The 13,079-nt window shown below is 67.6% G+C and carries 1 pseudogene; it reads left to right on the plus strand.

The features are described from left to right. Positions 1-25: 25 nt before the first annotated feature. A pseudogene (locus tag NP3_RS37680) lies at positions 26-13,079 on the plus strand (hypothetical protein); the annotation flags it as partial.

The raw sequence follows: 13,079 nt of genomic DNA on the forward strand, positions 1-13,079 counted from the left end.
CGTACGTCCCGAGGGCGAGAGTGTCGTGCGCACTGACGGTGATGATGCGGTGCGTCCCGGCAATGAGGGCGACGAGGGTGCAGTGCACCCCAGCGACGAGGGCATCTCGCGCGCCGCCGCCGACACTCCGGTGCGCTCCGAACCTTCCGATGCCCGCCATGCGACGGATCCGACGGCGCGGGAGGACGGGGCGCATCGGGGTGCGGATATCGAGCCTGCCAAGTCGCATCGTGCCGATGATTCGGCGCGGCGGGAGGAGGTCGAAGCGCGGCGGGAGGCGGCGCGGCAGCGGGCTGAATCGCTTGATCCCGCAGCAGCTTTCGTGCCGCAGCCGGTGGCCGAACCGCATACGCATCGGAATACCGGGGACGCGCCTGCGGACAGGTCACGCGACGGGGCGGATGGTCCGCAGCGGCAAGGGGGCGATGAGCCTCGGATTCCGGAGCGGAATCGTGGTCGGTGCGCGGAGTTGTCGCTGCGGTTGATCAAGGCGCTCACCGGGAGTTCGGCGATCAGGTTGCCGGAGCGGGTGATCGGGCTGGACGGGATGACGGCCGCGGAAGTGCAGACGGCCGCGGGTGGGCAGTTGCGTTCGTATGAGGGGCATGCCGAGATCGCGCGGCTGTTGCTTTCCATGCCGGAGGGGTCTTCGGCGCTGGTTGTCGATGAATACAGCGGTGCGGTCGACAGGTACAACGTCGGCGCGCACGCGTATGTGCTGGTGCACGAGAACGGCGGGATCGTGGTGCGCGATCCGGGGGCGGGCCGGGTGGAGGGCTTCCCGCCGACGGTGCCGCGCGAACTCCGTGGCACGTATGCCATCGCCTTCGGCCCGGCCGGAAATCCGCTGCACCCGCTCGGCTCCGAGCATCCGCTGGCAACCGATCCGGGGGCTCGCATCGGTCGCTCACTCGATGCGCAGCCCGATCAGGTCCGTGAACTGTTGCGCCAGACCGAGACCGGGCGGCGGATCGCGGCGAGCTTCGACAATAGTCCCGTTCGCGACGGATTCGAGCCGTCCGCGGGTGACGGCCGATCCGGTGAGTTCCGGCGACGCGAATTGACCGCGGTCGCTTTCACCTCGGGTGCCGATCATGTTCAGCAGGCCCTCACGCTGGCTCACGAATCCGTACACGCCGAACGGTACGTTCAGGGCCGAACCGGTGACGTCCGGGGGATGGCACGCGACGAATTCGTGCGCACCATGGTCGACGAGGAGGCCGCGGCAACGGGCCGCCGCTTCCAATTGGCCCAGGAATTCCGGGATCTCGGCCACGACATCGCCGTGCACCCGCTCGAACAGACCTACACCGCCGCCTATGACCGCGCCGCCGCCGATCTGTCGGCAAGCGATTCGTCGCTCACCCCGGCCGAGGTCCGCCAGGCCGCACATGATGTCGCCGTCGACGCGCTACGCCAAGAAATCGCCACCCGCGAGTGGCAAAACGGCAAGAACTACACCGATTACTACGGCGCCGCCTGGGATCGCGTGCATGCGGCCAGTGCCGAACTCCCGTCGGGCGCGCGCATGCATGACACCCCTGCGGATATCGCAGAAAGCCTGCGTACCGCGGCGCTGGACCGCGAGTCGGCCTTCCGCGGCCTGCGCAACACCTCTGAAGAACTCGCCGAGCGCGCGACCGCCCTCGGTCTCGATCCCACCCTCGCCCGACAGCCGCTGCAACGCCAGATCTCCGACCGCCTGCAGCGCATCACGAATGAACTCGCCGGACCGGATGTCCCGCCCGAGCGGCAGGCCGAACTGCGTACCGAACAACACGATCTGCGCACCCTCGCCGACCTGGCCGACCAGCGTCAGCATGCCCAGGCGACCTACGACCACCGCGCCGACCAGGTGGCAAATGCGGCGATAGCAGAGGTTCTCACCCAACATGTACGTGAGAACCCGAATGCGCGGATGCTCAACGAACACATCGCGCATATCCCCGGTGAGCCCGACCGGCTGGTCATCGCGTCCGGCACCGATGACCACCAGCGCATCCTGCGCGATGCCCAGCAGCACCCGGACATCCGCGAACTGCTCGACCGGCCCGAGGTCGTGCGCGAGCACCTGAACGTCGACGCCGACCAGGTCGGCCGGATCAGGGTCGAGCCCATCGACGAGCCGTCACCCAACCAATTCGATCGCGCCACCGATCTGACTCCACTGGACCGTGCCGGTCAGGCGGCCCAGGAACGCATCGCCCGGATTCGAGAACAGCTGCGGGAGACCGAAGTCGGCCGCTGGGCCGACGCGGTGCTCACCCGCCACGACGTCGATATCGTGCACGAGTCCGGCGCCGACGACCGCTACTACCCGAGCCGCCGCACCCTCGCCCTGGACGTCGGCGCCTCCGATGCGGCACAAATGGCCGCCCTGGTGCACGGCGCCATCCACGTCGAATTGGCACATACCCGTGAGACTCCCGGCGGTGCGCGGGAACGCATGCGTCTGCCGCGCGAGGAATACATCACGCGCATGCTCGACGAGGAAGCCCGTGCGCACGCGCTGGAAATCGTTGCGGCGAAACAACTCAGGGCCGCCGGACACGATCTCGCGGAAACCCCGCTGGAGCGCACCTACACTGCGGCCTACGACGAAGCCCGAGCCCGAGCACACGACGAGAATCCCGAAGCGCCCGCAGCGGAACTCGATCGGATCGCCAATGATGCGGGCCTGGACGCCATCCGCCCCGAGGTGGCTCAGCATCTTCCCGAGCATTCGACCGAAACCCATGCCGAGTTCTACGGTCACGCCTGGGATGACGCTCACGGCATCCGCTCGTTCGACGATATCGTCCGCTCCGCCATAGCATCCGGCGAGCGCTCGGTCACGGTGCTCAGCGAGGGCTCCTCGGTGCATGCCGCCAGGAAGGTGGAGCTGGTCACCTTCAACGATGGCACCGAACTGATCCGCAAGACCGTCATGAATCCGCGCCACGCCGTCGCCGAGCGGTTGGCGTCGCTGCTCGGTCGTACTATAGGTGCGAACGTGCCCGAGGTGTTCCACGCCAAATCCAATGTCGTGTACATGGAGAAGCTGACGGGACGTGTTGCGGCCGAACGGCATCCGCAGTTCATCGATGTGCACGAGCTCGGTTACGCCGATACCGTCGCGGGCCGTGCGCTCGGTCTGCTGGACGCGCTGATCCGGATTCCGGACCGCGACGGACAGGGCTGGATGATCGGCCCGCAGGGCGAGGTGCTCGGCATCGACCACAGTCGTGGTTTCGAGGAAAGCAAAGCCGCGCGAAATGCGTTGAGCCCGTTCGCCGAACACTTCCTGCGTCGCAACGGTGACAGCATCGAGGTCATCGACCATCATCTGCCGCGCGCGGTGGTCGACGCGATCACCGAACGCGTCGCCGCGTTGCGACCGGAGTTCGACAAGGACGGTCGCGGCCAGTGGCACGACACGGTGATGGCGCGCCTGGCCGAAATCCGCGCGCACGCCTCCGATCTGCCGCCCGAACACGGCGATATCGCAGTGCGGCCGGAGGATTCGAGCAGGCACGATGAGAATTTCGACGATCGCCCGAACGCCTACACCAACCGGTACGGCGGGGACAACCAGCACGGGATCCACGGTCGGGTCGACGCGGACGGCGTACTGCGCGCGACGGTGCGTGTCGGTGACGGCACGCCGACCGGGCGCGAAATGTTCCGGGACATGATGCGTGAGCTCGGACATCAGGTGACCGAGATCCGCGCCGAATGGAATGCCGACGACCGGGTCCGGGACAACCTCGACACCTTCAATGCCGGTGTGCAGGAGCTGTACCTGACCCCGGAAGAGGCGGCGCGCAACACCTTCACCGGCAAACTGGCCGTCGAACTCGGCTTCACCGAGGTGAGCTTCGATCACGATGCGATGCGCGGCAGGCCGGGCGAATACGAGAAGGTCGTCGCGCATTTCAGCAGGCCGGAGACCCCGGTCCGACCCGAAGCGCCGGGCGACGGGACGGATTCGTCCGAGTTCCGGCCAGCAGACGGTCCCGAGTCGGACGCCGGGGCCTGGCAGGTCCGGCCGCGAGATATGACCGGTGGTCCGGTGTGGGAACTGCTGGGGCGCACCGAAACCGGACGCGAAGCGGCCGACGCGCTGCGGGCCGCGGGTGCCGCGGTGCGCTTCGAAGGTGGTCGGCCGGATTCGTTCAACGGCCGGACCATGGACGTGTCCGTCGACACCCATGACCGCAGCCAGCCCGTCCAGGCGGAGGCGCTGGTACGTGCGGCGGTACTCGCGGATGCCGTGCTGTCCGGTCGGGTCGAGGTGGATCCGGCCCGTATCCGCGCCACCGATCGCGCGGATTACGTTGACGCACAGCTGCGTACGGAAGCGGAGGTGCTCGGCAGGCAGGCCGAGCTCCGCCGTGAGCTGAGCGCGGCCGGATATCCGGAAGCGGCCCCGACCACACGCGACGTTGCGGATTCGGCCTACACCCGCGCCTTGCACGAGCAGTATCTGACCGCCCGAGACGCGGCCGTGGCCGCCGCGGATCCGGGCCTGGGCGAGCACGAACTGCGCCGAATCGGTCGCGAGGCGGGCATCGAGGCGCTGCTGTCCGGCGATACGTTCGACTCGCCGCTGTATCCGAGCGAGGGCGCGAGTCTGCGCGATATCCACGGCGGTGCCTGGGACGCTCACCAGCATCCCGACGGAATGTACGAGCCGACCTCTGCGGAATCGGCACGGGAACTGCAGCGCCTGGTTCGCGAACATGCGGCGCTCACCCGGGAACTGCGTGCGGTCGAAGGCGATTGGGATCGTGCGGTCCGACGGTTCGGCGCCTTCGACCCCGAAACCCACCGCGGCGACCGGGAGCTTTTCGAGCGCGGCCGACAGGCGGTGGCGAACGACAGAATCCGGCCGGTGGGCGCACGGAATTCCGAGCGCCCCGCGCAGGTGCGAGCGCTGGTCGAGGCGACCCGCCGACATGCCGAGGTGGAGGCTCGGCGGAACCATCTGCTCGATCAGATCGCGGCACGAGTCGGTCAGGATGTGCTCGGTCCGGAAGTCTCCGAGCAGCATTGGGTCAACGACCGCGTCGCGGTGCTGCCAGGTGAACCACTGCGTGTGATCGTGGTCGATGCTCGCGGTGACCATGCCGCGATATCGCGCGCGGCGGCCGATCGGGGCAGCGATCTGCATCGCGCCATCCGTTACGGCGATGCCGTCGCGGAGCGGGTCCGTGTCAGCGTCGACGATTCCGGGGCCGTCCAAGTGCGCCGGGAGCCGGTGGATCTGCGCGCCGCATGGGTCGACGCCGCCGCAGCGGACGTCCGCGCGGAGGTAGACCACCTGGTGGCACCGCGACCGCCGGACGAACCCGCCGCGGCATTGCCGGACCAGTCGATGGTCGACACCGCGCAGGTGGCGTCGGACCGGCTGCAGCGCATCCTCGGAGGCAACGAACTCGGACGGTGGGCGGCCGAGGTGCTGGCCAGGCACGGGGTGGAGATCCGCTTCGGCCTCGACGTGGATTCCAGCCGCTACGACGGCAGACAGCAGCGCGGCGTCGATGCCGGATACGATCCGGCCTCGAATACCGTGCTGCTCGGCCTGACCGATACACCGTCCCAGCATGCGGCGGAAGCGATTCGGGCGGCGTATCTGGCCGAACAGCTCGGCGACGGTCCGCTCGAGCGATTCACGCTCGGGCGTGATGAATACGTCGATCTGATGCTGGATCGGGAGGCGGTTGCGCAGGCAAGAGCCTTCGAATTCGATAGGTGGCGGCAGTTCGGGACGGAAGCATCACCGGCTCCGGAAACCTTGCTGTCCAAGGCATATAAGGACGCCTTCAAACAGGCGGAGCAGCAAGCCTTGCGGGCCTACCGCGACAATCGTGAGGTCGCGGACAGCATGATCGATGCGGCCGCACACCATGCCGCTGCCCGTGAAGTGCGAAATCGGTTGGTGGAGTTGGGGCCGCGTGTCGACGGCAATGACCTCGCCGCGTTCTATCGGGCGCAGTGGGATAGTGCGCACGGAATCACCCGTGCGCCCGGCGAGGGGCCACCGCCGCGCCACACCGACACCGCGGCGATCCGGGATCAGCGCAGCCGACAGTACGCGGCGGAAATCGAATCCCTTCGGCTGCTGCGTGATTCGGGTCGTTTCGTGCCGGTCGGTCCGGCCGAACGTGCCTATGCCGACGCCTACGATCGCGCCTATCAGCGTGCGGAGCGTGCTGCGGCTCGCTCGAATGATCCGGCGATCCGGCCGGAGCGGGCGGGTTACGAAGCCGGTCGCGAAGCGCTGCGCAAGTACATCGACAAGGTCGGTCTGGAACCCGCCGAGGTCGCCTTCGATGTCGCTCGGCACGCGGGGGACAACGTCGACGACTATCGCCCGTGGTCGGATACGTCCGAGCCGGAAACGGGGCGTCCGGCCGATCAGGATGCACCGCCGCGCCAGATGAGTTCCGAGGAAGCCGCAGACCGGGTGCGTCGCGCCCTCGACGACGAGCTGGCGCGGGATCCGGGTGGCGCCCGGCGCACCGAACGGGTCGCCCAATTTCCGGGTCACGAGCCGGTGGGACGCGGACGTCTGGTTGTGGTGGCACCCGAAGGCCAGCACATGGACGCGCTGCGCGAACTGGCCGCGACGCATCCGGAATACACCAGTGTGCTGTGGGACGGCACGCAACGGATCGAATATCTGCAAGTGGGGCCGGGTTCCGATGGTCTGCACGATGCCCGGTTCATCGACGTCGACGCTGCCGAGGGTCCCTACCGCCGCTCGACCGAAGACGAGGCGGCCACCGAACTACTCGCGCACTACCTGCGCTACCGCGCCGCCGGACAGACGGATCTCGGGTTCGACGCCTGGGTGCGCCAGCTCGGCCCGGATGCCTTCAATACCAGGGAGAACGCGTCCCCGAACCTCGAGGGCAGACTGCGTCTGGACTTCATGGCCCGCGGTTACGAACTGGCCGAAGCGGATCCGTCGATCGGCGAGCCGCATCCGGCGGAGGTGGCGCGTCGTCTGCTGACGCGGCAACTGGCCATGCCGGAATCGGCTGATACGGCCGGTCGGGAACGTCGCTGGCCGCAGTTCACTCGAACCGAGGTGAAGACCCGGGCGTGGGATTTCCCGGTCATACTGCAGTCCGATGGCAATGGCGGCTGGCGGGTGGCGCCCACCGGAGACGGCAGTGCTGGTGATGTGCTGGCCAGACAGTTCCATGGCATGTCCGATACCGATACCGGGCGGCTCGGGGAACGGATAACGCGAATCCTGCTCGACGGTTCGGCAGATCTGCACGACCACAGTGCGCCGAAGGGCCTGCTGCGCAGAATCACCGACCGACTGTCGTTCGGAAACCGATCGGATCAGGGCGATTCCGCGCCGCGACCGATCGATCGGCCACGGCCCGGTGACGATTCGTTCGACGCACCGGAGTTCCCACCGGCACATCCGGACGACGGCGCACAGGAGCGACAGGCCCAGCAGCAGCGACAAGACGTGCTGGATCGGTTGGCGGCCGAGAATGCGGCGGCGGTGCGCGAGCGCGACGACGCAAGGACCGCAGGCGATCCGGAGCGCATCGCGCGGGCGGAGGAGCGGGTCGCACGGCTCGACGAGGCGATGGCGATCGCACTGCAGCGTGACGCGTTGTTGCGGGCCGGTGCGATTCCGGTCACCGATCGGGTCGGTGTGGTGCCGGGTGAGCCTGCGCGCGTGTTCGTGGTCGGCTGGGGCGACGGTGATCCGGTTCGCGTGCTGGACGATGCGGCCGATCGACATCCGCAGCTCGCGGAGTTGCGTGCCGAACCCGGCACTGTCGTACGCGAGTTGCGGATCGGCGCGCAGGGCGAGACACGAGTGCTGCGCGTCGATGATCCGGCGGCGCGGCAGGAGGTCGGGCGGCCCGCCGAGGCTGGCGGCGGCGGTAAGAAGCCGCCCTCCGAGCCTCCCGTTCCCGCCGGGACGCCCGGCGATCCAGAACATTCGCGAAACGAAAACTCCGGCAACGAATTCGAGGATCCGTCGACGGGACCGCCGTTCGCTCCGGCGAATCCGGACGAGCCGCGCCGCATCGTCATCGATGCCAACGGCGAAGAGGTGCCGCTACAGGTGCGGCCCGACGAAGCGGGGCACTGGCGAGTCGAAGCTCCCGAAGAATCCGGAACACCCGCGCGTCCAGCGGATTCCGAGCCACCCGAGAAGAAGTCGCCACTGCGCCGAGCGTGGGAGCGGATTCGGGAGAAGATGCGCGTGCGTGGTTACGTGGGCGACTACCCGAAGTACCCATCGGGTTCGGGTGAGGACCGCCGCGGCCAGAACGCGCTGAAGGATGGCGTCGAGCATGCGCCGGACCTCTTCGAATCGCATCCGAACACGCCACATCCGCCGCAGGCGACACCCGGGCACGAAACCGTTGCTCGACCGGCTCCGGAGAGTGAAGGCGGGGGCCTCAATATGGCCCGAATCGCCAAGGAGGGCTGGACCGCCTGGCGCAACCGGGAGCATCTGCCGATCCTGAACCGGCTCTCTAGTCGAATTCGGGATGTGGCAGGCGATTTCGTCGTGCCACGCACACCCGATGGCGAGGAATATCGGTTCTGGGTCAGCGATGCCGATCCGGATCTGGTGCGCCAGACCGTCACCGAACTGCTCGAGGTGGAGGCCATCGCGCCGGAAGAGGCGCGGGCGGTGCTGGAAGAGGCGCTGGCCGTCGCCGATCCGGAACAGCGGCAGCGGATCATCGATGACCTGGAGAACTTCGGTCTGATCTCCGACGAGGAGGCCAGGGCACTCGAGCATGAGCCGACGCATCCGGAGCCGACCACCGAACTCGACGGTCCGCCACCGGAAGACGAATCCCTCACCGATAAGGCACACCGGCTCGGTTTCGACCTGCCCGACGAGAGTCCGGAGACCATTCGCCGGGTGCTCGACGAGCAGGAATACCGGACGATGCGTGAGGCGGCCGCGATCGCGGGCCTCGCGGAAGCGGCGGATCGCTTCAACGAGGAGGTCACGCGTCCGTACGTCGATGCCGACCTGCTGGGTGACTCGGCGCCCGAGCTGCACGGTCGACAGCCGGTGGCGGGGGAGATCGAGGATCCCGATGCGCGGCGGCTCGACGAGGACGAGGACTACTACGACGAGGACGAACCGACCAGTGAGTCCGGCCCCGAATTGGGTGCGCCCGACGCGACGGGCCGTCCGGTGCCGCTGGCCGATCAGGTCAGCATCTTCGACGACAATCCGATGGGCCGCTTCCTCAGGGAGCTGATCAGCGCCTTCGGCGGCGATCCCGGTCTGCAGAACTTCCGGCCGGTCGGCAATGGCGCCGACCCGCTGCGCGAATGGGGCGATATCGGGGACGGCCAGGAACTGGGCCGCGACCAGGGGCCCAGGGTGTACTTCGAACATGCCCTGCGCCGCGACCAGCTTCGCGACGAGGCGTCCACCTGGGCGCAGATGTTCGGGCTGGACCTCAACGATGTGAACCCGCGCAATCTCGATGCCACGTTGCGCAGGTTGTGGGCCGAGAACGATGCGCGCGCCGCCAGGGTCGCCGAATTCGCCGACGCCGCCGAACCGCATCTGCGTGCCGGAGAGCAGGAGCCGGTCGGGGAGATCCACGGCGATCAGGTCGCGCGGGTGCCCGTCGGGGAGGGCGCGCCGGACCGGCTGGTGGTGATCAACGGGCCGCTGGATCGCGCGGATGCGCTGGCCAGGGCGCTCGCTGATGATCCGTCCCTGGCTGATGCGCTCAATCGTGGTGAGGTCGAACTCGATTATCGGAACGCGCGCACGGATCGTGTGGGCCAGATTCATCTGGATCCGGTCGAAACACCCGAGGTGTACCACCATCGGGAGACGATCGATGGCCGCGAGCTGGTCGTCACGATGGTGCGCGACAACGACAGTCAGTGGCGCGCCGTGCAGGCACCCGTCGAGGAACCGACGAGTCATTCGCCCGACCACGAGAGTGCTGCGCCGCCGCGCACTCGCGCCGAGATGGTCGCCGAAATCGTGGATCTGGCAAACGAACTCGGCCTCGGACCGGAGGCGCTGCACCCGGATCGGCTGGCACAGACCATTGCGGAACTGAAGCTGGCCAATGCTCTGCGCGCCGGTCAAGTCGAGGCGCTGGCCGACTTCGCGCGCACGATGAACGAGATCGAGAACTTCAACGATATCGGCGATGCGCGTGGTCAACTCGCGCACCGGCTCGATATTCCGGAGTCGGAGCTCACGCCTCGGCGGGTCGCCGAGGCGCTGGCCGATCCGGAATGGCGCAGTGCGCGGCGCGAACAGCAGTTCAAGGATCTGGCCGATTACGCCAAGCAACTGCGCGATATCGATCTGGGCGCGGTCAATGCCGCACGTGATCGCTTGGCCGCACAACTCGGCCTGGCCAGCCCGGAATCGTTGCAGCCGCCCAAGATTCGTGTCGCCGATGATGGTGAGATCCTGCGCGGACTGGATGCGAACGGACTTGATCCGGCGAAGCTGCGCAAGGTGATCGCGGGCCTCGAAGGTAACGGTAAGCACGATCAGGTGGTGGACGCGCTCACCGAATACATACGTGCGCTGATCGATGTCGATCCGTACTCCGATGTGCCGCGGGGCGACCTGTCCGCCGATCCACGGGCCGCTGGCGAACCGCCTGTCCATGAACTGGCTTGCGTGCAGGCATTGCGTGAACTCCTCACTGAGGCAATGCGATCCGGTGATCCACTCGATCTCGGAAGTGTGCTCGCGGATCATCCTGGCCGCGCCGACGGCGCATCCGGCGAGGGGCGTGGACGGCCCGAACCGAATCGCGACTGGGCTCGGCTCGTCGGTGTCGATATCGCGGGTGCGGACGATGCCACCTTCCGCAAGGTGTACGAGGCCTACCGTGATGGAAAGATCGAGAAGCACGAAGGCCTCAGCCCCGCCGAACTGACCGCGGAGCTCGGTCGCATGCGCGCGGAGATCCAGACTCGCGCCGAACAGATCAGAAATCTCGCGGCGCTCCTCGACGAGTTCTACGGCGCTCCGAGCGAGTTGGCTGGTGCGCCCGGCGAGTTGGGTGGGCCGGACGACAGCGGAGCCGGGCCCAAGCCCGTCGGCCCGCAGGACCTTGGGTCGAGCGGTGCGGTCGATCCGTCTGTCCGGTCTGGGGGTGATGAGTCCGACGCTGGTGCTCGGCAGGAATCTGGATCGGGTGGTGTGGCTGATCCGTCTGTCCGGTCTGGGGGTGATGAGTCCGACGCTGGTGCTCGGCAGGAATCTGGATCGGGTGGTGTGGCCGATCCGCCGGTCAGGCCCGGGGACGATGAGCCGGGCGCGTCCGAGCCGGATTCTCGATCGGACTGGAAGCGGCAGATGGATGCCGAACAGGCCGAGTGGAACGCGCGCATGCATGCGGAACTCGATGAATGGGTCGCCAAGATGGGTGGGGGCGAGGAGTCGGCGGATCCGCGTTCGCGTATCGATGATGCGTTCGCGCGTGAGCAGGCTGCTGCGGAAGCGGAGTTCCGGCGTCGTGATGAGGAGGCCGAGGCCGAGCACCAGGAGTTGATGGATCGTCTGGACGAGCTGTCCAGTCGGCTCGAGGAGCGTTTCGGAGATCTCGATGACCCGCAAAACGTTGTGCCAGAGGCCGATCCACGGTCGCGTATCGATGATGCGTTGGCGCGTGAGCAGGCTGCTGCTGAGGAGGGATTCCGGCGTCGTGATGAGGAGGCCGAGGCCGAGCATCGGGAATTGATGGATCACCTCGATGAGGTGGCGCATCGACTCGACCAGGCGGCCGACGAATTCCGGCAGTTGGATGAAGGACCGGATGAGGACGGACCCGATCCTGCCGCCACACCGTCCGGCCCGCCGCACGACCCAGCGGACAGCCCTGCCTCCGGTGCGAAACCGATCCCCGTCCCGGATGAGGCGGACGGCGCTCGTGACACGAATACCGATGAGGAAGTACCAGAGCCGTCGGCCGACCCGACAGAACATCCGGCGTTCCCGACGGAGTCGCGACCGATCGTCGACGAGTGGTCGAAGCGCAGTCCGCGGCAGGTCGCGAAGGTGCTGGCGCGGCGGCATTCGATCGAGGTGGAGGGGTTCCGGCGCAAGGGCATCGATCCGGAGGTGGTTCGCGAAATCGCGCGAGCGGTGGACGAAATGCTGACCAAGCATCCGGAGATGAAGCTCGCCGGCGTCCGGATCGAGCCCGGCGACCCGCGCCATCCCCAGGGGGGAGTCGCCTATACGAGCACCAGTCCCCGCGTCGGCGCGGATGCGCCACTGGCCGAACGGCTTCGGCAGGTGACCCCGTCGATCGTCGTCCTCGAGGAATCGGCGCGCGGACAGTCATGGGGAACTGACGAGGACACGCTCGCCTCGAAGACGAGTCGCGATGGAACCCGGATAATCGGTGCCGACCGCCCGGTGTACGGCGTGATGGTGCACGAACTCGGCCACGTACTCGACTACGCCGGACAAGGCCGCGCGCAGCGGCGTGTGATGGAGGCGCTGCGGGAGCACTACCTCGCCACCCGCGAAGACCCCAGCGAGACGGACTTCCGCGCCTGGGTCGATCAGCTCACCCGCTACAGCTTCGACGGCGACAACCTGGACCCCGGCGAGGCCCTCTCCGACGCGTTCCGTGAAGTGGAGCGCTACGGCGACGACGCCTCCGAACCCGCGCAGGTCCTGCATCGCCTGCTGGTCGATGAGGCGCGAGCGGGCGAGTCCAGCTCCGTCGAGTACGTCAACCGAGCGCCGTCCGTGCCGGTCGAATTGTGGCCCGGCGGATCCGGCGATGCCTCGCCCCATATTTCGGAGCCACCGTCCGAGCCGCCCCGTGCCGAGGCCGGGGGCCAGCCTGATCCGGTTGGCACCGACGAGGCTTCGCACAGTCTGGAACCTCTGCGCCCGGAACCGGATTCGGCTGATTCCGAGCCAGGTGTCGATGAGGCGTGGACCCGTGATTCGAATGGCGAGGAGTCGGTACATCATCAGGATGAAGACGCCGAGTATCGAGCGTTGGTAAACGAACTCGACGAGATGGTGCGGCGTCTCGAGGGGGCTTCCGAGGAACCGCCGCAGTCGGATGAGGATGGTACTG

Origin of the sequence: Nocardia pseudovaccinii NBRC 100343 (genome assembly GCF_001613225.1) — a bacterium.
Taxonomy (GTDB): Bacteria; Actinomycetota; Actinomycetes; order Mycobacteriales; family Mycobacteriaceae; genus Nocardia; species Nocardia pseudovaccinii.